The following is a 20,491-nucleotide window of genomic DNA, read 5'->3' on the forward strand; positions in this document are numbered from 1 at the left end:
CCGGATACCCAGGCCATCCAGCCCGTCTCCCCGGCCCTTCCAGCGTTCCCGCCTTCGGTGAAGCGGTATTTACGGAGACAGGCCACAGAGAGCAAGAGGGTTTCCGCAAGTTTTTTCGCCGAACCGTCATATTTTTGGCAACACACTGTAAAACAAGGATCTTTATTTCTGCGCCTGTGCGATATTCCAGCGGATCGGCCTTGGAACAGCGACTCGCAGCGCCAGCAGCAGCAGAATCGCCGCCAGCCACAGGCCCGGTTCCAGCGGAAAGGTCTTCAACGCCCAGATCCAGTGCAGGGCGACCAGAGGGGCCGCGACATAGGCCAGCTTGTGAAGCCTGCGCCACGCCGCAGCCCCCATCCGCCGGATCGAGGCGTCGTTCGATGTCACCGCCAAGGCCAGCAGCATCAGAAAGGCGGTCATGCCGAAGACCAGATAGGGCCGCTTGACCACATCCCGCCCCATGGCCCCCCACATCAGCGCCATGTCCATCACCGCCCAGGCCAGCACATGAAGCCCGGCATAGGTGAAGCACAGCAGGCCAAGCGCCCGGCGGAACCGCACCAGGCCAAGTCCCGTGATGCGCAGCAACGGCGTCACCGCCAGGCTGGCGATCAGAAAGTACAGCGCGGTCCGCCCCAGCCGGTGTTCGATGTCGCGGATCGGATCGACGCCCAAGCCCCCCGCGACCGCATCCCAGACCAGCAGCTCCAAAGGAATCAGCCCGCCCAGCCAGACCGCCCCGACGGGAATCTGCCGCAGCCGCCCGTTCAATGCGGCGCGCATCAATAGTCCTTCGCCAGATCCATCCCGGCGTAAAGCGAGGCCACCTGATCGCCATAGCCGTTGAAGGGCTGCGTCTCTTCGCGCCCCGCGAACAGGCCCGCGCCGATGCGACGTTCGGTGGCCTGGGACCAGCGGGGGTGATCCACGGCGGGGTTCACATTGGCATAGAAACCGTATTCCGACGGCTGCATCGCCTGCCAGGTGGACACCGGCTGGCGGTCGGTCAGGGTGATCTTCACCACCGACTTGATCGACTTGAAGCCGTATTTCCATGGCACCACCAGCCGGATCGGCGCGCCGTTCTGGTTGGGCAGCACCTCGCCGTAAAGCCCGGTCGCCAGAATCGTCAGCGGGTGCATCGCCTCGTCCAGGCGCAGGCCTTCCTTGTAGGGCCAGTCGAGGATCGGGCGCACCTGCCCTGGCATCTGTTCGGGACGATAAAGCGTCTCGAAGGCCACGAACTTCGCCCCGGGCTGGATGCCCGCCTTGTCCAGCACGGACGCCAGCGGCACGCCGATCCAGGGAATCACCATCGACCAGGCCTCGACGCAACGCAGGCGATAGATGCGTTCCTCAAGCGCGTTCGCGAGGGCAAGATCGTCCACGCCGTATCGGCCCGGCCGGTCCACCATGCCGTCGATTGCGACTGCCCAGGGCTCCGTGACCATGGCGCCCGCGCGCCGCGCCGGGTCGGTCTTGTCCATGCCGAATTCGTAGAAGTTGTTATAGTTGGTGATCTCTTCCAACGTATTCGGCTTTTGGCTGGTCGAATACGGCGAGGGTTTGGCGGTCAGCGCCCAGGCGGGCGCGGCCATCGCGGCGATCCCGCCGCCGATGAGGGCGCGGCGGCCGAGGTAATCGGCTTTCGGGGTGACATCGGACCAGCGAAGTTTCATGGCTTCCTCCCACAGGGCGCTTGGGACAGATAGTCATGCAAAGCCGCCCGCGCAGGGCATCACGTTCACTTTACCCTGACGGGCGCGTCACGCCGCCGCGATTTCGCGCAGGAAGGCCGCGCCGAAGCGGTCCAGCCGCGCGGCGTCCAGATGGCGGGCCAGCCCCGCCTCATCGGCGGGCTTCGCCTCGGCGATGCGGCGGATCTGCGCGGTGGAGCAGGACAGCGGCTTTTCCGTGCCGTCCGGCCCGCGCAAGAGGTCGGCCTGCACCGCCACCAGCCGGTCGAACAAGGCGCCTTCGGGGCGGCCCGCCAGCTTGCGGCGGGCTGGGTGCATGTCGGGCACCTCTCCGGCGATCACCGCCAGGAAGTCGCGACCATAGCTCTCCAGCTTCTTGGCCCCCACCCCGCCGACCTGCGCCATCTGGTCCAGGGTCTGCGGGCGCTTCTCGGCCATCTCGATCAGCGTGCGGTCGGGAAAGATGACATAGGCGGGGACGCGCGCGGCCTCGGCCAATGCCCGGCGCTTGGCTTTCAGCGCGGACAGCAGCGGCTCGTCCTCCTCGGCCACCTGGGTGCGCAGGACGGTGGCGGGCTTGGGCGCGGTCGTGTCCTGGCGCAGGGTCACGCTTTCCTCGCCGCGCAGGACGGGATGGGCGGCCTCGGTCAGGTGCAGGGCGCCGTGGCGTTCGGGATCGGGGCGGCAGAGGTCGCGGCCCATCATCTGCCGGAAGATCGCCTGCCATTGCACGCGGCTGTGTTCCCGTCCCACACCGAAGGTCGGTAGCCGGTCATGGCCGCGCTCGCGCACCTTTTCGGTGGTGTTGCCGGTCAGGATGTCGATCAGATGCGTGGCGCCGAACCATTCGCCGGTCCGCACCATCGCCGACAGCGCCTTGCGCACCGCCTGGGTCGCGTCGAACAGCCGGGGCGGCGCGGCGCACAGATCGCAATTGCCGCAGTCCTGGGCCAGATCCTCGCCGAAATAGGCGAGCAGCTTGCGGCGGCGGCAGCCGGTCGCCTCGGCCAGACCCAGAAGCGCGTTGAGGCGCGCGTGATCGGCGGCCTTGCGGGCGGGGTCGGCCAGCCCCTCGTCGATCTGAGTGCGGCGCAGGCGGATGTCGTCGGGACCGTACAGCGTCAGCGTATCGGCCGGATCGCCGTCGCGGCCTGCCCGGCCGATCTCCTGGTAATAGCCCTCGATGGATTTCGGCAGGTCGGCGTGCAGCACCCAGCGGATGTCGGGCTTGTCGATGCCCATGCCGAAGGCGATGGTGGCGACCACGATCAGCCCGTCCTCGCGCTGGAACCGCGCCTCGACCTGCCGCCGCGTCTCGGCCTCAAGCCCGGCGTGATAGGCGACAGCCGCATGACCCGCCTGGATCAGGGCATCGGCCAGCGTCTCGGTCCGCGCACGGCTGGCGCAATAGACGATGCCCGACTGCCCGCGCCGCGCGGCGACATAGGACAGCACCTGCTTGCGCGGGCTGTCCTTGGGCTGGAAGGCCAGCCGCAGGTTGGGCCGGTCGAAGCCGCGCAGGAAGGTCACGGGGTCGCGCCCGTCGAACAGCCGCGCGACGATCTCGGCCCGCGTTTCCACGTCGGCCGTCGCGGTAAAGGCCGCCAGCGGCACGTCCAGCGACCGCTTCAGGTCGCCGATGCGCAGGTAATCGGGACGGAAATCGTGGCCCCACTGGCTGACGCAATGCGCCTCGTCCACGGCGATCGCGGTGACGCCCGCGCGCCGCAGCAAGGGCAGCGTCCCGCCCGAGGCCAGCCGTTCCGGCGCCATATAGAGCAGCTTCAGATCGCCCCGCGACAGGGCCTGGAACACGGCGTCGGTTTCCTCGTCCGTGTTGCCGCTGGTCAGCGCGCCCGCCGCGACTCCCGCCTCGCGCAGCGCCCGGACCTGGTCGCGCATCAGCGCGATCAGCGGCGAAATCACCACCGTCACCCCCTCGCGCATCAGCGCGGGCAGTTGGAAGCACAGCGACTTGCCGCCGCCGGTGGGCATGATCGCCAGCACGTCGCGGCCTGCCGCCACCGCCTGAACGATCTCCTCTTGCCCGGGGCGGAATCCGTCGAACCCCCAGACCTGTCGCAGTAAATCTGTGGGCATCACATCCCGTAGAAGAAGCCCGCATTGTTGGCGAGCGCGCGTTGCAGGATGATGATGATGATGAAGACGACCAGCGGCGCCAGATCCAGCCCCCCGGTGCTGGGCAGGATGTTGCGGATCGGGCGATACAGCGGCTCTAGCAGGCGGTTCAGCCCGTCCCAGATCTGCGCAACCAGCGGCTGGCGCAGGTTGAGAACTTGGAAGTTGATCAGCCAGGACATGATGATGTGGACGATCATCACGAACCACACCACTTGCAGGATCAGTTGCAAGGCCTCGTAAAGCGTTCCCATCATGTCCCCTTTTCCGCGTTCGGGCCTGTTATGGGGATGCGCGGCCCCCTTCGCAAGCAAGTTGCCGCAGCGTCCCGGTTGACGATCGCGCGGGGCGCGGCCACCCCCTTGGGCCAGGCAATCGAAGGATCCCCGATGTATCCCCTGTTCCGCTTCGCCAAGGAGATGGTCAAGTTCCGCAACGCCCCGCCGCTGGCGATCACCGATGCGCATGTCTCGACCCATATCTGCTGGCCCTGGGATCTGGATCCCTGGATCGAGCTGAACAACGGCCGCACCCTGACGCTGTACGACCTGGGCCGCATCCCGATGGCGCAGCGCAGCGGGCTGATCCCGATCCTGCGCGACCGCAAATGGGGCATCACCGTGGCGGGCAGTTCCGTGCGCTATCGCCGCCGCATCCGCGCCTTCGACCGCTTCACGATGATTTCGCGCGTGGCGGGCTGGGACCACCGCTTCATCTATATGGACCAGTCGATGTGGAGGGGGGCCGATTGCTGCAATCAGGTGCTGATCCGGTCGGCCGTCACCGGGGCGGGCGGCATCGTCCCGCCGCCCGAGGTGATGGCGGCGCTTGGCGCGCGGCCCGACAGCCCGCCCCTGCCGGACTGGATCGCCGCCTGGGTCGAGGCCGACGCGCTGCGTCCCTGGCCGCCGCAGGTTCCCCCTGATGCAAAAGCGCACTTGCCAGGCTGACGGCGCTTGGGCCTTATGGCCGCGAACGGGCTTGGGGGTCGGATGGACCGCAAACGGATCTGGGGCTGGTGGTTCTTCGACTGGGCCAGCCAGCCCTTTCATACGCTTCTGCTGACCTTCGTCTTCTCGGTCTATTTCGCCGAGGTCGCGCAGCGCCATTTCCTGAACGTCAGCGGCGATCTGCGGCTGGCGGGCGCACAGGCCCAGGCGCTGTGGGGATACGGGCTGTCGGTGACGGGCGTCGTCATCGCCCTCTGCGCGCCGATCCTGGGGGCCGTCGCCGACACGTCCGGGCGGCGGATGCCCTGGATCTGGTTCTTCTCGATCCTCTATGTCGCGGGATCGGCGGGGCTGTGGGGGCTGATGCCGACCCAGCCCGCCCTGGTGCAGGCGGTGGTGCTGTTCGGCATCGGCCTGATCGGGGTCGAGTTCGCGACCATCTTTACCAACGCCCTGTTGCCCGGCCTTGCCCCCCGCGACGAGATCGGGCGCCTGTCCGGGTCGGGCTATGCCTTCGGCTACCTGGGCGGCGTAGTGTCGCTGGCGGTGATGCTGGCGCTGTTCCAGGAAACCCCCTCGGGCAAGACGCTGATCGGTATCGACCCGCTGTTCGGCCTGGACCCGGCGTCGCGCGAGGGCACCCGCTTCGTCGGCCCCTTCGTGGCGGTCTGGTACATCGTTTTCATGATCCCCTTCTTCCTGTGGGTCCGCGAACCGCGCGGTCCGCGCCAGCCCATCCGCATCGGCGTGGCGATGCGCGACCTCTGGGCCCTGATCCGCAGCCTGCGCCACCGCCGCAGCCTGGCCGCCTGGCTGGCATCGTCCATGCTGTCGCGCGACGCGCTGAACGCGCTGTATGGATTCGGCGGCGTCTACGCCGGGACGGTGCTGGGCTGGCCAGTCTTTCTGGCAGGCGTCTTCGGGGTGGTCAGCGCCATCGCGGCGGCCATCGTCAGCTGGCTGGGCGGACGCGCCGACCGGGCCTGGGGGCCGAAGCCGGTCATCGTTGCCACCACGCTGATCCTGACCGGCGTCTGCCTGATCGTGGTCGGCATGGACCGCCAGACGCTGTTCGGGCTGGCCACGCCCTCGACCCCGGTCTTCGGGCGGTTCTACGTTCCGGATCTGGTGTTCTTCGCCTGCGGCGCGCTGATCGGCGGGGCGGGCGGGGCGCTGCAAGCGGCCAGCCGCACCCTGATGGTGCGCCACACGACCCCGGCCCGCGCGACCGAAGGATTCGGCCTCTACGCGCTGTCGGGCAAGGCCACCGCCTTCCTGGCGCCCCTGCTGATCGCCGTCGTCACCGATGCCACCGGCAATCAGCGCATCGGCATATCCCCGCTGATCCTGCTGTTTATCCTGTCGCTCGTTCTGCTAGTCTGGGTCAAACCCGAAGGAGAGGGAGAGCAGTGATCCGCAAAATCCTGACCGCCGCCGCCGTCGTGGCGGGCCTGGCGATGCCCGCAGCCGCCGATCCGCTGGCCAAGGACGTGTTCGGCAGCTTCCGCAGCGCCGCGCAGGGTCCGGCGGTCTCCATCGGCTTTTATTCCAAGGGCTGTGGCCAGGGCTTCGTGCAACTGCCCGAAAGCGGGCCAAGCTGGCAGGCCATGCGCCTGTCGCGCAACCGCAACTGGGGCCATCCCGAACTGGTCAGCTTCCTGATCGGCCTGTCGCAGGCCGCCCAGCAGGCGGGCTGGCGCGGCCTTTATATCGGCGACATGAGCCAGCCGCGCGGCGGGCCGATGACCTCGGGGCATGCCAGCCACCAGTTGGGACTGGACGCCGACATCTGGATGCTGCCGCCGTCCTCGCTGAACCTGTCGCCCCAGCAGCGCGAAAGCATCTCGTCGCAGTCGATCACCGACCGGCGCGGGGTCGGTCTGACCAATGTCTGGAACGGCGGCCACATGTCCATCATGCGCGCCGCCGCCCGCGATCCGCGGGTCGAGCGGATCCTGGTCGATCCCGTCGCCAAGGTGGCCATGTGCCAGATGGAGCGCGGCGACCGCGCCTGGCTGCGCAAGGTCCGCCCGATCAACGCCCACAACTATCATTTCCACGTCCGGCTGGCCTGTCCGCGCGGGTCGATCTGCGACCGCCAGCCCGCGCCGCCGCCGGGGGACGGCTGCGCCGAGGCCGCCGAATGGATCAGGAACCGGATCGACCCCAGCCGGGTCGAACCGACGCCGCCCGATCCCGATTACCGCCATCCCCGGACCTTCCGGCTCAGCGAACTGCCCAAGGAATGCCGATCCGTCGCCGGCGCGCCCTAGGCGCAGTCGCAGCCCTGTTCCTGATCGCGGCCGGCGCCCCTGCGCCGGCCGCGTCGCTGGAATATGTCGGCACCTTCGTCTGGCGCGACGGAGACGACAGCTTCGGCGGCTTTTCGGGGATCGAGATCAGCCCCGACGGCAGCGCCTTCCACGCCCTGACAGACCGGGCGCATCTGTACTGGGGCAGCATCGACCGCGATTCCCAGGGTCTGATCCGTGCCATGAACATCGCCGGGCGCGCGCATCTGAAGGACAGCAAGGGCGCCCCCCTGCCCCCCGGCTATACCGGCGACAGCGAGGGGCTGGCCATCGGCGAGGACGGCGCCATCTGGGTCAGTTTCGAGGGCCTGGACCGCGTGGCCCGATATGACCATCCCGACGCGCGAGCCACCGCCTTCGACCCGCCGCCCAAGATGCCGGGAATGCGGATCAATTCCGGGCTGGAGGCACTGGCGATCCGAGACGGCACCATCTATGCCGTGCCCGAACGGTCGGGGGCCGAGGATCGGCCTTTTCCGATCCTGACCTTCCGCGACAATGCCTGGGGCCAGGCCGGGGAAATCCGGCGCGATCCCCGCTGGCTGGCGGTGGGCGCCGATTTCGGCCCCGACGGCTGGTTCTATCTGCTGGAGCGCGACTTCCAGGGCATCCTGGGCTTCGCCTCGCGCGTGCGCCGGATGCAGCTGACCGAGGACGGACCCGTGAACGAGGAAATCCTGCTGACCACCCGCCCCCTGCAATACGACAATCTGGAAGGGCTGGCGGTCTGGCATGACGGCCAGGGGATCCGCCTGACGATGATTTCCGACGACAACTTCCTGTTCGTGCAGCGCACCGAACTGGTCGAATACCGGCTGCGCGACTGAGACCGTCCTGCGTCCCGCGATGGCCGGGCCAAGGTGAATAACGGGACGCCGCGATTGACAACAGTCTGCCGAACCGCCTAAGGCGCCCTGTCCCGCGCCGTGCGGGGCCGAGTTGTTCCGCGACCTTGTAAAACGGAAACCATCAATGACCCGCTATCTGCCCGGCATCCTTGCCATGGCCATCATCGTCGTGGCCTCGAACATCCTTGTGCAATTCACGGTGGGCCTGTGGCTGACCTGGGGCGCCTTCACCTATCCCTTCGCCTTCCTGGTGACCGAGGTGATGAACCGCGTCTATGGCCCCGCCGCCGCCCGGCGCGTGGTGCTGGCGGGCTTTGTCGTGGGCGTCGCCTGTTCGGTGATCGCGGCCGGACTGGACAAGACCACCGTGCGAATCGCCATCGGCTCGGGCATGGCCTTCCTGGTCGCGCAGCTGGTCGACATCCTGGTCTTCAACGCCCTGCGCAACCGCCGCTGGTGGGTGGCGCCCCTGACGTCGTCGTCGGTGGGATCGGTGCTGGACACGGCGATCTTCTTTGCCGTGGCCTTCAGCGCCGCTCTGCCCCACGACGCCAATACCGGCTGGGCGAACGAGGGGGTTCCGCTGCTTGGCCAAGGACCGATCACCGCCCTGTGGGTTTCGTTGGCAACTGCCGACTGGATGGTCAAGATGAGTCTGGCGATACTGACCCTTGTGCCTTTCCGGCTGATCGTGCGCAATTTGTTGCGGACCGAGCGCATAATCTGATTGACAGAACCCCGATCTGTGGCACCCTTTCCCTTGCAACGGCAACACATTGAAAGGAGGTGGTCCAGTGTCGAGAGTGATATTGGAGAGAGGTGTCGGAACAGTCAGGGGGGCCGTGGCCTGAGGGCAGCCCCAAGGGTCGTAAACCCTGGTTGGGACCGGATGCTTTCCCATCCCTAACCGGACCATCTCCGTGGATCTCGCGGGCCGCCCTCAACCAGGGCGGCCCGTTCCTTTTGCGCCTGCGCCTTGCCTTGGCCGTCCGGATGGGGGACTAGCTTGGCCCATTCCCTTCGCTTGCAAAGGCCGGTCATGTCCCACCAATCCGCCCGCCATGGTCCCGCCTTCAACATGCGGGGCGCCGCCTTCATGGTTTTGGCGATGGCAGGTTTCGCGGTCGAGGATGCGCTGCTGAAGATCGCCGCCGCCAGCCTGCCGCCCGGACAGGTGCTGATCACCTTCGGGATCCTCGGCACCGCGGCCTTCGCCCTGCTGTCCGCCCTGGCGGGCGAGGCGCCGCTGACCCGCGCCATGCTGGGCCGCCCGATGATCCTGCGGTCCTTGTCCGAGGTGACGGGGCGGCTGTTCTATATGCTGGCCATCGCGCTGACGCCGCTGTCCACCGCCTCGGCCATCCTGCAGGCGACGCCGCTGGTGGTGATGGTGGGCGCGGCGCTGCTGTTCGGCGAAAGCATCGGCCCGCGCCGCTGGCTGGCCGTGGCCTTCGGCTTCCTGGGCGTCCTGCTGATCCTGCGTCCGGGGACCGAGGGGTTCGGCCCCCTGTCCCTGCTGGCGGTGGCGGCGATGCTGGGATTCGCGGGCCGAGATCTGGCGACCCGCGCCGCGCCCGTGTCGATGTCGTTCCGGCAGTTGGGCGTCCTGGGATTCGCCATGCTGATCGTCGCGGGCCTGATCGCCCTGCCCTTCGGCGGTCCCCTGGCCGCGCCCGACGCCGCCACCTGGGCGGGCCTGCTGGCGGCATCGGCGGCGGGGGTCTGCGCCTATACCTTCCTGACGGTGGCGATGCGCACGGGCCAGATCGGGGCTGTCACCCCGTTCCGCTATACCCGGCTGGTCTTCGCGATGGCGGCAGGCGCGGCGGTGTTTTCCGAATCGCCCGACGCCCTGACCATCCTGGGCGGCGCGGTGATCATCCTGGCCGGGATCGCGGCGCTGCGCCTGTCGCGCCAGCCCGCGCCGCCCCGGCCCGCCTAGGCGTCACAGCCGCTCGATCGCCAGGGCGATGCCCTGCCCGCCGCCGATGCACATGGTGATCAGCCCGCGCCTGCCGCCGGTGCGCTCCAGTTCGGACAGCGCCTTGACGGTCAGGATCGCCCCGGTCGCACCGACCGGATGGCCCAGGGCGATGGCGCCGCCGTTCGGGTTGACCCTGGCCGGGTCCAGCCCCAGCCCCTTGTTCACCGCCAGGGCCTGCGCGGCAAAGGCCTCGTTCGATTCGATCACGTCGAAATCGCCGGCCGACAGCCCGGTCTTTTCCAGCAAGCGTTCCACCGCCGGGATCGGGCCGATGCCCATCACCTCGGGGCGCACGCCCGCCAGGGCATAGCCGAGGATCCGCGCCCGTGGCTCCAGCCCCGCCGCCTGCGCGGCGTCAGCTCGCGCCAGCACAAGCGCCGCGGCGCCGTCGTTGATGCCGCTGGCATTGCCCGCCGTCACACATCCGTCCTTGCGGAACACCGCCTTCAACGCCGCCAGTTTTTCAAGGCTGGTTTCCTTGGGATGCTCGTCCGTGTCGAAGGCCACCACGCCCTTGCGTGTCTTGATCTCGATGGGCACGATCTGGTCGCGGAAATGCCCCGCCGCGATGGCCGCCGCCGCCCGGCGCTGCGATTCCAGGGCGAATTCGTCCTGCGCCTGGCGGCTGATGTCATGTTCCGCCGCGACGTTTTCGGCCGTCACACCCATGTGGCCGGTGCCCATCGGGCAGGTCAGCGCGCCGGTCATCATGTCCATCATCGTCTGGTCGCCCATCTTGGCGCCGAATCGCGCCGCGCTGACGGCATAGGGCGCCCGGCTCATGCTTTCCGCGCCCCCCGCGACGGCGAAATCGGCGTCCCCCAGCATCAGCGCCTGGGCGGCTGACACGATGGCCTGCGCACCCGACCCGCACAGCCGGTTCACGTTCATCGCGGGCGTGGTGTCGGGAATGCCCGCATCCAGCATCGCCACGCGCGACAGGTACATGTCGCGGGGCTCGGTGTTGATGACATGGCCGAAGACCACCTGGCCGATCCGGTCGGGGGCGATGCCCGCCCGTTTCATCGCGGCGCGCGTCACGGTCGCGGCCAGATCGATGGGCGGAATGGCGGCCAGGCTGCCGCCGAAGGTGCCGATGGCGGTGCGCGCCCCGGACAGGATGACGATTTCGGACATGAAGACCCCCGCTCGCATGGTGACGCGGCCAGAATAGGCGACGACCGCCGCAGGGCAAGCGCGTCCTGCGCGTCGTTTGCGCACGGCACCGGGCAGCGGCTAACCTGCCGGAAAGGCAGGAAACGAATCGCGATGGATACCCCACCCCCACGGATCAAGCTGCGGCTTGAATACGACACGCCGCTGGTCCTGGGGCCGGGCAAGGCGCAACTGCTGCGGCTGATCGGGCAGCACGGGTCGATCTCGGCCGCGGGGCGCCAGATGGGGATGAGCTACAAGCGCGCCTGGTCCCTGGTCGAGGAAATGAACGCGGCCTTCGCCACGCCGCTGGTGGACAGCAGCCGGGGCGGCGCGGGCGGCGGCGGGGCCAGGGTCACGGCGACCGGCCAGGCGGTGCTGCGGCATTACGAGGCGCTGGAACGGCTTCTGACGGACAAGGGGGCGGCCGACCTGGCCGCCATCGGGGGATTGATGAGGGGGCAGGACAGATGACGATTCTGGCGATGGATCAGGGGACGACCTCGTCCCGCGCGATCCTCTTCAGCGACGACTTGCAGGTGCAGGCGACCGCGCAGCACGAATTCCAGCAGCATTTCCCGCGATCCGGCTGGGTCGAACACGACGCGGGCGACATCTGGACGACCAGTGCCGGAACCGCCCGCGCCGCCATCGAAAAGGCCGGCGCCCCGCGTATCGACGCCATCGGCATCACCAACCAGCGGGAAACGGTGGTGATCTGGGACCGCAAGACCGGCCGGCCGATTCACCGCGCCATCGTCTGGCAGGACCGCCGCACCGCCGATCTGTGCGACCGTCTGCGCGACGACGGGATCGAGGATCAGGTGACCGACACCACCGGCCTGCTGCTGGATCCCTATTTCAGCGCCACCAAGATCGCCTGGCTGCTGGACAATGTGGAGGGCGCGCGCGACCGCGCCAAGGCGGGCGATCTGGCTTTCGGAACGGTGGACAGCTTCCTGATCTGGAAGCTGACCGGCGGACAGTCCCATGTCACCGATGCGACCAATGCCAGCCGGACGCTGCTTTACGACATCCGCAAGGGCTGCTGGTCCGATGACATGTGCAAGCTGTTCGGCATCCCCCCTGAACTGCTGCCCGAAGTCCGCGACAGCGCCGACGATTTCGGCACCACGCGCGCCGACCTGTTCGGACGCGCGATCCCGATCACCGGCGTCGCGGGCGACCAGCAGGCGGCCACCGTGGGGCAGGCCTGTTTCCGGCCCGGCATGATGAAATCGACCTATGGCACCGGCTGTTTCGCGCTGCTGAACACCGGGGACCAGGCGGTGCGGTCGCAGAACCGGCTGCTGACGACCATCGCCTATCGCCTGGACGGCAAGACCACCTATGCGCTGGAAGGCTCGATCTTCATCGCGGGCGCGGTGGTGCAATGGCTGCGCGACGGGCTGAAGCTGATCCGCGAAGCCAGCGAAACTCAAGGACTGTCCGCCAGGGCCGACGACAGCCAGCAGGTGATTCTGGTCCCTGCCTTCACCGGCCTGGGGGCGCCGCATTGGGCGCCGAATGCGCGCGGTGCCGTGTTCGGCCTGACGCGCAACACCGGCCCCGCCGAATTCGCCCGCGCCGCGCTGGAAAGCGTGGGCTTCCAGACCCGCGACCTGTTGCAGGCGATGCGCGCCGACTGGCCCCAGGCGGACGACGCGGTGCTGCGCGTGGACGGCGGCATGACCGCCAGCGAACCGGCGATGCAGTTCCTGGCCGACATCCTTGGCGCCCCGGTGGATCGGCCCAGGAACACCGAGACCACCGCCCAGGGCGCAGCCTGGCTGGCGGGCTATCGCGCCGGGCTGTGCCCGGCGCCCGACGAATACGCCAAGGCCTGGCAGTTGGACCGCCGGTTCGAACCGCAGATGGACAAGGACGACCGCGACCGGCGTTATTCCGCTTGGCAGAGGGCGGTTCAGGCGGTGCTGTCGGTCTGATCTTCCGGCTTTGTGATTTCACCCAAGCGTGATTTTCCGTAATATCCCCGGAAAACGACAAGAGGGCAGGATGAGCAGGCTTCTGAAACTCGCGATCGTCGGGCTGGTCGCGTCATGCGGCGGCGGCAACTATTCGGCGCCCCGGCAATTGGACAACGCTTGCGCCATCGTGGCGGAACGGCCCGCCTATTACCGGGCGATGAAGGCCACCGAACGCAAATGGGGCATCCCGATCCATGTGCAGATGGCCACGATCCACCAGGAATCGAAGTTCATCGGCGACGCGCGGACGCCGCATCAATATGCGCTTGGGGTGATTCCCATCGGCCGCCAGTCCAGCGCCTTCGGCTATTCCCAGGCACTGGACGGCACGTGGGAGGAATACCAGAAGGAAACCGGCAACCGCCGCGCCAAGCGCGACAACATCCGCCATGCGACGGATTTCATGGGTTGGTACATGCACAATTCCACGCGCCGCCTGGGCATCTCGAAATGGGACGCGGCGGGGCAGTACCTGGCCTATCACGAGGGCCGGTCGGGATTCGCACGCCAATCCTATCTGTCGAAGCCCTGGCTGGTGCGGGTGGCGAACCAGGTCGGACAGCGCGCGCAGATGTATCGCGCGCAGCTTGTGGCCTGCCGCAAATCGTGACGCTTGCCCTTGGCGCCCTGCCCGGTTGATATGGCCGGGCAGCGGAAGGAAGCCCCCGTGAACGACGATCCCATCAAGCGCGAACCGCAGGACCAGCCGGAATTCGCCCTGCATATCGGCGCACGTCTGGTCAGCGCCACGCCGGAACGCGTGGAATTCGAAATGCCCGTCACGCGGGCGCTTGCCAACCGCAACGGCGTCCTGCACGGCGGCGCGATCATGGGCCTGGCCGACAATGCCGGGGGCACCGGCACCTTCCTGAACCTGCCCGAGGGCAAGACCACCACCACGCTGGAAAGCAAGACCAATTTCCTGCGTCCGATCCGGCTGGGCGACGTGGCCCGCGCCGTCAGCCTGCCGCTGCATATCGGCCGGACGACGCAGATCTGGCAGACCACCATCACGCGCGGCGACGGCAAGGCGGCGGCCATCGTCACACAGACTCAGATGGTGATCGACTGGAAGGACTGACCCAGTCAGATCCAGTAGGTGTCGCGGAACACATGGGCGACGATCCGGTCGCGGGTCAGGCCCATGCGCGCCAGTTCGGCGTCGGATTTCGCCTCCAGCGCCTCGATCTGCGCGGACCGCGCGCGCGCTTCCAGATAGGCATTCATGCCTTGGCCGAAGCGGTTGAAAAAGGCGTCAATGCGGCTGCGCGTCTCGGGCGAGAAATGGGTGATCGTGTAGGCCATCGGAAAACCCCTTGCCTGGCAAAAGTGCTCTCCTCCCATGCCCACAGCTTAGGTCATGATCGCTGTCCTATCAAGCCGCGCAGGATTCAGCCAACGTCCAGGGCGACAAGCCGCCGCGCCGCTGCCCGTCCTGCGTGCAGCCCGCTGCCCAGGCAGGCGGTCAGAAGATAACCGCCGGTCGGCGCTTCCCAGTCCAGCATCTCTCCGGCCACGAAGACACCTGGCAGGGCACGCAGTTCCCGGTTCCGAGTCAGCGAATCCCAGGTCACCCCCCCGGCAGTGGAGATCGCCGTCCCAATTCCCATCGCCCCCGCATGACGCAGCGGCAGGGCCTTGGCAAGGGCCGCCCAACCCGCGGCATCAGCGGGCAAGGGCTTGCCCCATTCCAGCAGCAGCGCGACCTTGACCGGATCGTCCAGCACCCGGCGCAGCCAGTTTCCCAACGACAGCCTCCCCTTGGGCCTGGCGAATCGCGCCGCCAGCGTCGGATGGTCCAGATCCGGCGCCAGATCGACCCGCCCTTCCGCGCCGTCCCGCATCGCGGCCGAGATCTCATAGATTCCGCCCCCCTCGATCCCGGCACGGCCGATGACCCACTCGCCCCGGCTGGCCAGATCGCCCGCCCGCAGCGCGGTCCCCTTGACCGCCACTCCGAAATGCCGCGCCATCTGCGGCGACCAATCCACGCGGAACCCCATATTCGCGGGCCGGAACGGCGCCACGCCGACCCCTGTCGCCTGCAACCACGGCACCCAGGCCGCATCCGATCCCAAACGGGGCCAGCTTGCCCCGCCCAGCGCCAGCACCGTGACGCGCGGCGCGATCTCTGCCACCCCCTCGGGTGTCTGGAACCGGAAGCCGCCCCCGATCCACCGCCACCGCGTGCGCAGTTCCACCCCCGCCGCATCCAACCGCGCCAGCCAGGCCCGCAGCAAAGGCGAGGCCTTCATGCCCACCGGAAACACCCGCCCCGTCGATCCCGTGAACAACTCGATTCCAAGGCCCCGCGCCCAGGCCATGACCTCCTCAGGCCCGAATGCCTCATCTTCTGTGGGAAAATATCCTCGGGGGTGCGGGGGCAGACAGCCCCCGCTGCCACAGCGAAACCGTTGCACGAACGCCTCGAACGGCTCGTCCTTGGTCAGGTTCAGCCCCGACTTCCCCGCCATCAGGAATTTCCGCGCCGGCGTCGGCATCGCCTCGGCCACCACGACGCGGCGCCCCGGCGCGGCCAGCGCCTCGGCCGCCATCAGCCCCGCCGGTCCCGCGCCGATCACCAGCGCATCGACCGCTTCGATCACCGGCGCCCCCGAGGGGTCATCGCCAGCCGGATCAGCGCGCGTTCGATCAGCGCCATCTGCGGCGCGCGGGTCGAACTGCGCAGCGTCAGGTCGCAGTCCAGCAGCGACCGCACCGCCTCTTCCAGCGGCGCCATGCCCCAGCCCTGGGCCTGCCGCTCCATCCGGTCGCGGCGGGGGCCGAAGACCGGCGGCCGCATCCGCCACAACGCGGCACCCGGCCCGGCGGGATCGGCGGCGGCGGCGTGCAGGGCGCGGAAATGGCGCAGCGCGGCGATGCACAGCGTGACCGGATTCACTCCCTGCGCCTCGATCCGTCGCATCATCGGGCCGAATTCCGCCTCGCGCCGTTCGGCGACGATATGGATCAACTCGTCCAGATCGGCCTCGATGGTAGCGGGGGCCATCAGGGCGATTTCCTGGGGCGTCAGGGGCGTGTCGTCGCCATGCTTGTAAAGCCCGATCTTCTCGATCGTCTGCCGCAGATCGCCCGGATCCAGCGCGCGGGCCAGCGCCATCATGTCCTTCATCGCGGGCGGCGGCACCTGGCGCAGCCCGGCATCGGCCAGCCAGCGCGAGACTTCTTCCTCGCCCGGAGGATCGTCATAGATCGGCGCGGTCACGGCGGCGGGATGCGGCTCGAACAGCTTTCGCAGGGCCGAGGATTTACCCAAGCCCCCCGCCGTCACCACGATCACCGCGTCACCCGCCCGCCAATCGGCCAGCGCCGCGCGAATCGCGTCGGCGGCGGTGTCGGGCGTATCCTCGACCAGCACGACGCGGGGGCCGGGAAAGAAGCCGACCTCCTTGACCGCATCCAGCAATTGCGCGGGATCCTTGCGCAATCCCGCGCCGGGCAGGCGGGTCAGGCGCATCTCCTCGTCGGCCTTCTCGCCAACCAACGCCTTGACCGCCTCGGCCCGCTTCATGGCGACGCGCATCGCGTCCTGCCCATGGATCAGCAGCGCCGGGCGCGAGGGATCGGGCCGCGCCAGATAGCGCGCGATTTCCGCCCCCTTGAGGATCATGCGCCGGTCATCCGGGCAGTTGCGCGGACGCCGCCAGCAGCCGCGTGACGACCTGATCGGCCAGCATCTCGGCCAGCCGCGACCGCGCATCGCCTTCTGCTGACAGCGTGGCGATGGTCGTGCCGGTGGTGGAGTAGGACGAGAAATTGCTGACCCGCCCCTGCGTCAGCACCCGTCCCGCGCGATCCTTCAGCACGAAATCGGCGGTGCCATTCAGCGAATAGCGATTCGTCACCTCGTCCGGGGTGATCGCCTGCGCCACCACGCCGACATTCAGCCGGTAATCCAGATCATAGTCCGACCCCTCGCCGCCCAGCCGTTCGCCCAGGCGACGGTTGAAGGCGAAATCCTGATAGGTTTGCGGATCGCGCGGCCGGACCTTGCCGAACAGCCGGCGACCTGCACCGCCGGGGCCATAGACCGGCGTCAGCCCGCAGCCCGCCAGTGCCAGCAGCCCCAGCAGCGCGGTCCGGCGGTCAGGCGACCACATTGACGATCCGCCCCGGCACCACGATCAGCTTCTTGGGCGGCGCGCCTTCCAGGAACTTCAGCACCGTTTCGTCGGCCAGCACCAGCGCCTCGATCTGGTCCTTGGGCATGTCCCTGGCGACGCTGATCTCGGCCCGGCGCTTGCCATTGATCTGGATCGGCAGGGTGACGGTATCGTCCTCCAGCATCGCCGGATCCGCCTTCGGCCATGGCGCATCGACCAGCAGCCCCTGCCCGCCCGCCATGGCCCAGACATCCTCGGCCAGATGCGGCACCATCGGCCCCATCAGTTGCGCCAGGATCCGCAGCACCGCGCGGCGGCTTTCACCGCCTGCCTTCGATTTGCCGATCGCGTTTGCCAGTTCATAGATTTTCGCCACGGCCTTGTTGAAGGCGAAGCCCTCGATGGCGCGGGTCACATCTGCGACGGCCCGATGCGCGGCGCGCGTCAGGTCGGGATCGTCGCCGCCCTCCCCAACCTCATCGGCCAGACGCCAGACGCGGGCCAGGAACTTGTTCGCGGCCTCGGCGCCTGCGGCGGTCCATTCCACGTCGCGTTCGGGCGGGCTGTCGGACAGCATGAACCAGCGCGCGGTGTCGGCGCCGAAATTGGCGACGATGTTGACCGGATCGACCACGTTCTTCTTCGATTTCGACATCTTGGCCGAGGGGATGATCTCGACCGGGGTGCCATCCGCAAGCCTGCCGTCGGTCACATCCTCGGGCAGGTGATACACTGGCCGCCCCCGGTCGTCGGTGGTCTTGTAGATCTCGTGCGTCACCATGCCTTGCGTGAACAGCGCGTCGAACGGCTCCTTGGCGCTTTCGGGCAGGTGGCCGGTCTTGACCATCGCGCGGGCGAAGAACCGGGAATAGAGCAGGTGCAGGATCGCGTGTTCGATCCCGCCGATATACTGGTCGACATTCATCCAGTAGTCGGCATCCGCGCGGTCGGTCGGCATCGCGGCATGGGGGCTGGTGAAGCGCGCGTAGTACCAGGACGAATCGACGAAGGTGTCCATCGTGTCCGTCTCGCGCCGGGCCGGGCCGCCGCATTGCGGGCAGGTGGCCTGGCGCCAGGTCGGGTGGCGGTCCAACGGGTTGCCCGGCACGTCGAACGTCACGTCCTGAGGCAGCAGGACCGGCAGGTTCTCCTTGGCCTCGGGCACCGTGCCGCAGGCGTCGCAATGCAGCACCGGGATCGGGCAGCCCCAATAGCGCTGGCGCGAGATGCCCCAATCGCGCAGGCGGAATTTCGTCACGCCCTGGCCATAGCCCGCCGCCTCGGCATGGGCGATGGCGGCGTCCACCGCAGCCTCTCCGGTCTGGTCGGCCGGACCCGCGAAGCCGCGCACATAGGTGACGGTCTCGGACTTCAGCGGCACGAAGGGGGCCTTGGCCACCAGCGCATCGGCCTGATCCCGTGTCATGCCGCGTTCACCGAAAGTGGCGCGGATCGGCAATCCGTATTTCGTGGCGAATTCATGGTCGCGTTCGTCATGGGCGGGGCTGCCGAAGATCGCGCCGGTGCCGTAATCCATCAGCACGAAATTCGCGATCCAGATCGGCAACTGCCAGTCGGAATCCAGCGGGTGGCGGACCGTCAGGCCGGTGTCGAAGCCCAGCTTGGGCGCGGTCTCGATGGCTTCCTCGGTCGTGCCGATCTTGCGGCAGTCCTCGACGAACGCCGCGACCTTCGGATCGGCGGCGGCCAGGTCGCGGACCAGCGGGTGATCCGGCGACAGCGCGACGAAAGATGCCCCCATCAGCGTGTCGGGCCGGGTCGTATAAACCTCGATCTGCGCGAAGTCCTCGGGCGCATCGACGGTTTCGAACCGGAATTGCAGCCCGCGCGACTTGCCGATCCAGTTCGACTGCATCAGCCGCACCTTTTCCGGCCAGCCGGTCAGCCCGTCCAGCGCCGACAGCAGTTCATCGGAATAATCCGAGATGCGGAAGAACCACTGCGTCAGCTCGCGCCGCTCCACCGTGGCACCGGATCGCCAGCCCTTGCCGTCGATCACCTGCTCGTTGGCCAGCACGGTCATGTCGACCGGATCCCAGTTCACCTGCGCCGACTTGCGGGTGATCAGCCCCGCCTGAAGCATGTCCAGGAACAGCGCCTGCTGCTGGGCCACATAAGCGTCGTCGCAGGTGGCGAATTCGCGGGACCAGTCGATGGACAGGCCCAGCGGCTTCAACTGGCCGCGCATGGTGGCGATATTGGCATAGGTCCAGTCGCGCGGATGGCCGCCCTGTTCCATCGCGGCATTCTCGGCCGGCATTCCGAAGGCATCCCAGCCCATCGGGTGCAGCACCGAATACCCCTGCGCCCGCTTGAAGCGGGCCACCACGTCGCCCATCGTGTAGTTGCGCACATGGCCCATGTGGATGCGCCCCGAGGGATAGGGGAACATCTCCAGCACATAATATTTCGGCCGCTGGTCGCGGGTGGCGGTGAAGCTGCCGGCCTGGTCCCAGGCCTGCTGCCACCGGGATTCGCTGCTGGAGGGATCATAGGGCATGGTGCGGACCTTTGGCGTCATTCGTCGCGGCCGGGTTTATACGGCGCGACGGGACGGGTCCAGTGGGCGGGGGTGCCGCGCGCCTACAGCCGTCCGTCCTGGATCCGCAACTGCCGGGCGCGGGTCAGGATCGCGTCCTCGACCGCGCGGACGGTGCCGGGTTCCACCGCCGCCCCGCCCGGACCTTGCAGCGACAGCTTCAGGCTGCGCGCGTCCAGGGCCGGATCGGCGATCTTGATCGTCGCGCGATAGGACCGCCCGCCGCCTGGGGGCGTGCCATATCCGGTCTGGATGACGCCGGTGAACGGATCGACCGACTGCACCGGCAGGAAGTTCAGCACCTCAAGGCTGGCGTTCCACAGATACTTGTTCACGCCGACGGTGGTGTTGGGGTTTTCGGAATTGCGGAACGTGTCCCAGATCGTCGTGCCCCGGACCTCGGGGCGCATGTCGGGGCTGTCCTGGGGGCCGAGATTCGGACCCCCGCGGCCGCCGCAGGCGGCCAGCCCGGCGCAAAGCGTCGCTGCGATGATCAGGCGCGCGGCTTGTGCGGTTTTCATGCGGTCCCCCGTTTTTCGCGTTGGCGCAGCTTTAGCGCGGATCGCCCCCGCCCCACAAGCGCCTTGGCCCGCGTCCGCCGAAGCGTCCGACGGCAGCATCACGCAAAGGTGTGGCCCTTGTGCATCACAGAATCCGCCAAGGCCGGCGCAGCGGCGCGATTCCGTTGCATCACGGGGACGGACGGGGGAAACAAACAGCATACCCAAGGC

The 20,491-nt window shown here is 68.1% G+C and carries 21 protein-coding genes; 10 read left to right on the forward strand and 11 right to left on the reverse strand.

Going from position 1 to position 20,491, the window contains the following annotated elements:
- Positions 1 to 162: 162 nt before the first annotated feature.
- The 4 genes from PARHAE_RS07000 to PARHAE_RS07015 all read right to left on the reverse strand — a co-directional run bounded on the left by PARHAE_RS07000 (position 163) and on the right by PARHAE_RS07015 (position 4,093).
- Entirely contained in the window at positions 163 to 786 is a 624-nt protein-coding gene (locus tag PARHAE_RS07000) for a protein-methionine-sulfoxide reductase heme-binding subunit MsrQ (RefSeq protein WP_126153899.1), read from the reverse strand.
- The gene (gene msrP, locus PARHAE_RS07005; protein ID WP_126153900.1) at positions 786 to 1,682 is read right to left on the reverse strand and encodes a protein-methionine-sulfoxide reductase catalytic subunit MsrP; all 897 of its coding nucleotides are present in this window, start codon (positions 1,680 to 1,682) and stop codon (positions 786 to 788) included. The genes PARHAE_RS07000 and msrP overlap by 1 nt, the downstream gene beginning before the upstream one ends.
- 87 nt (positions 1,683 to 1,769) lie before the next feature.
- Entirely contained in the window at positions 1,770 to 3,800 is a 2,031-nt protein-coding gene (gene recQ, locus PARHAE_RS07010) for a DNA helicase RecQ (RefSeq protein ID WP_126153901.1), read from the reverse strand.
- Entirely contained in the window at positions 3,800 to 4,093 is a 294-nt protein-coding gene (locus PARHAE_RS07015) for a YggT family protein (RefSeq protein WP_126154079.1), read from the reverse strand. The genes recQ and PARHAE_RS07015 overlap by 1 nt, the downstream gene beginning before the upstream one ends.
- 135 nt (positions 4,094 to 4,228) lie before the next feature.
- On the opposite strand from PARHAE_RS07015, the gene PARHAE_RS07020 reads away from it, so the two are divergent.
- The 6 genes from PARHAE_RS07020 to PARHAE_RS07045 all read left to right on the forward strand — a co-directional run bounded on the left by PARHAE_RS07020 (position 4,229) and on the right by PARHAE_RS07045 (position 9,891).
- The gene (locus tag PARHAE_RS07020) at positions 4,229 to 4,789 is read left to right on the forward strand and encodes an acyl-CoA thioesterase (protein ID WP_126153902.1); all 561 of its coding nucleotides are present in this window, start codon (positions 4,229 to 4,231) and stop codon (positions 4,787 to 4,789) included.
- 42 nt (positions 4,790 to 4,831) lie between these two features.
- A complete protein-coding gene (locus PARHAE_RS07025; RefSeq protein ID WP_126153903.1) occupies positions 4,832 to 6,202 on the forward strand; it encodes an MFS transporter in 1,371 nt (456 codons plus the stop codon).
- Positions 6,199 to 7,062, forward strand: a complete 864-nt coding sequence (gene mepA, locus PARHAE_RS07030; RefSeq protein WP_126153904.1) for a penicillin-insensitive murein endopeptidase — start codon at positions 6,199 to 6,201, stop codon at positions 7,060 to 7,062. Before PARHAE_RS07025 ends, mepA begins: the two co-directional genes overlap by 4 nt.
- Positions 7,035 to 7,928, forward strand: a complete 894-nt coding sequence (locus tag PARHAE_RS07035) for an esterase-like activity of phytase family protein (protein WP_126153905.1) — start codon at positions 7,035 to 7,037, stop codon at positions 7,926 to 7,928. Before mepA ends, PARHAE_RS07035 begins: the two co-directional genes overlap by 28 nt.
- Before the next feature lie 145 nt (positions 7,929 to 8,073).
- Positions 8,074 to 8,676: a queuosine precursor transporter gene (locus PARHAE_RS07040; RefSeq protein WP_126153906.1), complete on the forward strand. Its 603-nt coding sequence runs from the start codon at positions 8,074 to 8,076 to the stop codon at positions 8,674 to 8,676.
- A 312-nt stretch (positions 8,677 to 8,988) separates the two neighbouring features.
- Positions 8,989 to 9,891: a DMT family transporter gene (locus tag PARHAE_RS07045; protein ID WP_241232707.1), complete on the forward strand. Its 903-nt coding sequence runs from the start codon at positions 8,989 to 8,991 to the stop codon at positions 9,889 to 9,891.
- Between the two features lie 3 nt (positions 9,892 to 9,894).
- Here the strand turns inward: PARHAE_RS07045 and PARHAE_RS07050 are convergent, their stop codons facing one another.
- Positions 9,895 to 11,070, reverse strand: a complete 1,176-nt coding sequence (locus tag PARHAE_RS07050) for an acetyl-CoA C-acyltransferase family protein (protein WP_126153907.1) — start codon at positions 11,068 to 11,070, stop codon at positions 9,895 to 9,897.
- Between the two features lie 132 nt (positions 11,071 to 11,202).
- Between PARHAE_RS07050 and PARHAE_RS07055 the strand changes: the two genes are divergently transcribed.
- From PARHAE_RS07055 to PARHAE_RS07070, 4 genes are all read left to right on the forward strand, one after another.
- Positions 11,203 to 11,562 carry a winged helix-turn-helix domain-containing protein gene (locus tag PARHAE_RS07055; RefSeq protein ID WP_126153908.1) on the forward strand — a complete coding sequence of 120 codons (360 nt, stop codon included), beginning with the start codon at positions 11,203 to 11,205 and terminating at the stop codon, positions 11,560 to 11,562.
- Complete coding sequence (gene glpK, locus PARHAE_RS07060) at positions 11,559 to 13,034, forward strand: glycerol kinase GlpK (protein WP_126153909.1); 1,476 nt, start codon at positions 11,559 to 11,561, stop codon at positions 13,032 to 13,034. The genes PARHAE_RS07055 and glpK overlap by 4 nt, the downstream gene beginning before the upstream one ends.
- A gap of 70 nt (positions 13,035 to 13,104) precedes the next feature.
- Positions 13,105 to 13,686, forward strand: a complete 582-nt coding sequence (locus PARHAE_RS07065; protein ID WP_126153910.1) for a transglycosylase SLT domain-containing protein — start codon at positions 13,105 to 13,107, stop codon at positions 13,684 to 13,686.
- A gap of 57 nt (positions 13,687 to 13,743) precedes the next feature.
- A complete protein-coding gene (locus PARHAE_RS07070; protein WP_241232708.1) occupies positions 13,744 to 14,157 on the forward strand; it encodes a PaaI family thioesterase in 414 nt (137 codons plus the stop codon).
- Between the two features lie 5 nt (positions 14,158 to 14,162).
- Here the strand turns inward: PARHAE_RS07070 and PARHAE_RS07075 are convergent, their stop codons facing one another.
- The 6 genes from PARHAE_RS07075 to PARHAE_RS07100 form a co-directional block, all read right to left on the reverse strand.
- Positions 14,163 to 14,381, reverse strand: coding sequence for a hypothetical protein (locus PARHAE_RS07075; RefSeq protein WP_126153912.1), 219 nt, complete (start codon positions 14,379 to 14,381; stop codon positions 14,163 to 14,165).
- Between the two features lie 86 nt (positions 14,382 to 14,467).
- Complete coding sequence (locus PARHAE_RS07080; protein ID WP_126154081.1) at positions 14,468 to 15,679, reverse strand: BaiN/RdsA family NAD(P)/FAD-dependent oxidoreductase; 1,212 nt, start codon at positions 15,677 to 15,679, stop codon at positions 14,468 to 14,470.
- Positions 15,679 to 16,707, reverse strand: coding sequence for a DNA polymerase III subunit delta (holA, locus tag PARHAE_RS07085; protein ID WP_126153913.1), 1,029 nt, complete (start codon positions 16,705 to 16,707; stop codon positions 15,679 to 15,681). The genes PARHAE_RS07080 and holA overlap by 1 nt, the downstream gene beginning before the upstream one ends.
- 7 nt (positions 16,708 to 16,714) lie before the next feature.
- A complete protein-coding gene (lptE, locus tag PARHAE_RS07090) occupies positions 16,715 to 17,197 on the reverse strand; it encodes an LPS assembly lipoprotein LptE (RefSeq protein ID WP_126153914.1) in 483 nt (160 codons plus the stop codon).
- A complete protein-coding gene (gene leuS, locus PARHAE_RS07095; RefSeq protein WP_126153915.1) occupies positions 17,184 to 19,721 on the reverse strand; it encodes a leucine--tRNA ligase in 2,538 nt (845 codons plus the stop codon). Before leuS ends, lptE begins: the two co-directional genes overlap by 14 nt.
- Before the next feature lie 83 nt (positions 19,722 to 19,804).
- Positions 19,805 to 20,281 (reverse strand): DUF3576 domain-containing protein, encoded by a 477-nt coding sequence (locus tag PARHAE_RS07100; protein WP_126153916.1) that lies wholly within the window; start codon positions 20,279 to 20,281, stop codon positions 19,805 to 19,807.
- Positions 20,282 to 20,491: the final 210 nt, after the last annotated feature.

Source organism: Paracoccus haematequi, assembly GCF_900631945.1.
In the GTDB taxonomy this organism is placed as follows: Bacteria; Pseudomonadota; Alphaproteobacteria; order Rhodobacterales; family Rhodobacteraceae; genus Paracoccus; species Paracoccus haematequi_A.

Coding starts and splice junctions, on each gene's coding strand:
- PARHAE_RS07000 (WP_126153899.1), bottom strand. CDS start 786: ATGCGCGCCGCATTGAACGGGCGGCTGCGGCAGATTCCCGTCGGGGCG.
- msrP (WP_126153900.1), bottom strand. CDS start 1,682: ATGAAACTTCGCTGGTCCGATGTCACCCCGAAAGCCGATTACCTCGGC.
- recQ (WP_126153901.1), bottom strand. CDS start 3,800: ATGCCCACAGATTTACTGCGACAGGTCTGGGGGTTCGACGGATTCCGC.
- PARHAE_RS07015 (WP_126154079.1), bottom strand. CDS start 4,093: ATGGGAACGCTTTACGAGGCCTTGCAACTGATCCTGCAAGTGGTGTGG.
- PARHAE_RS07020 (WP_126153902.1), top strand. CDS start 4,229: ATGTATCCCCTGTTCCGCTTCGCCAAGGAGATGGTCAAGTTCCGCAAC.
- PARHAE_RS07025 (WP_126153903.1), top strand. CDS start 4,832: ATGGACCGCAAACGGATCTGGGGCTGGTGGTTCTTCGACTGGGCCAGC.
- PARHAE_RS07035 (WP_126153905.1), top strand. CDS start 7,035: ATGCCGATCCGTCGCCGGCGCGCCCTAGGCGCAGTCGCAGCCCTGTTC.
- PARHAE_RS07040 (WP_126153906.1), top strand. CDS start 8,074: ATGACCCGCTATCTGCCCGGCATCCTTGCCATGGCCATCATCGTCGTG.
- PARHAE_RS07045 (WP_241232707.1), top strand. CDS start 8,989: ATGTCCCACCAATCCGCCCGCCATGGTCCCGCCTTCAACATGCGGGGC.
- PARHAE_RS07050 (WP_126153907.1), bottom strand. CDS start 11,070: ATGTCCGAAATCGTCATCCTGTCCGGGGCGCGCACCGCCATCGGCACC.
- PARHAE_RS07055 (WP_126153908.1), top strand. CDS start 11,203: ATGGATACCCCACCCCCACGGATCAAGCTGCGGCTTGAATACGACACG.
- glpK (WP_126153909.1), top strand. CDS start 11,559: ATGACGATTCTGGCGATGGATCAGGGGACGACCTCGTCCCGCGCGATC.
- PARHAE_RS07065 (WP_126153910.1), top strand. CDS start 13,105: ATGAGCAGGCTTCTGAAACTCGCGATCGTCGGGCTGGTCGCGTCATGC.
- PARHAE_RS07075 (WP_126153912.1), bottom strand. CDS start 14,381: ATGGCCTACACGATCACCCATTTCTCGCCCGAGACGCGCAGCCGCATT.
- holA (WP_126153913.1), bottom strand. CDS start 16,707: ATGATCCTCAAGGGGGCGGAAATCGCGCGCTATCTGGCGCGGCCCGAT.
- lptE (WP_126153914.1), bottom strand. CDS start 17,197: ATGTGGTCGCCTGACCGCCGGACCGCGCTGCTGGGGCTGCTGGCACTG.
- leuS (WP_126153915.1), bottom strand. CDS start 19,721: ATGCCCTATGATCCCTCCAGCAGCGAATCCCGGTGGCAGCAGGCCTGG.
- PARHAE_RS07100 (WP_126153916.1), bottom strand. CDS start 20,281: ATGAAAACCGCACAAGCCGCGCGCCTGATCATCGCAGCGACGCTTTGC.